Below are 445 nucleotides of genomic sequence, written 5' to 3' on the forward strand. Positions count from 1 at the left end.
ATGTCCAACGACTCCGAATTTTTTTGTTTTGCCGCAAATCTTTTTGAGTGCTATGAACTATAGCAGTATCTTTGACAACTCATCAAAATTGACACTTGAAAATTCCGAATGTTTATGGTATAATGGAAACATGTTTAAAAAAAGAAAGGAACCGATATCCATGAGCAATAGATCTGAAAAGCCGGCAAAGAAACGAGGCGGAAGCCATGCCAAGCGGCGCAAGGTGCGCTATGACCGCATCGCTGTTGTGGTTATTCCGCTGATTCTCATCATTGTCCTGATCGTCCTGCTGTGCGTGCGTGGCTGCTCCAGGAGCAAGGACAACACGCCCAAGAACACCGCTGTTACCACGGCATCCCAGCAGAGCGGTGCAGACGAAACAACGACTACAGCGCCAGATACGGCAACAAGCACCACGTCCCTCACCACGACGACCGCCGAAAAG

At 48.5% G+C, this 445-nt stretch carries 1 protein-coding gene; it reads left to right on the plus strand.

What is annotated here, in order from left to right; genetic code table 11:
• Positions 1 to 160: 160 nt before the first annotated feature.
• Positions 161 to 445: hypothetical protein (locus QZL66_RS08025; protein WP_293602010.1), on the plus strand; the 285-nt coding region annotated here is incomplete at its 3' end.

The sequence above is a fragment of the Ruminococcus sp. CAG:330 genome (genome assembly GCF_000437175.1).
Lineage (GTDB): Bacteria > Bacillota > Clostridia > Oscillospirales > Ruminococcaceae > Ruminococcus_C.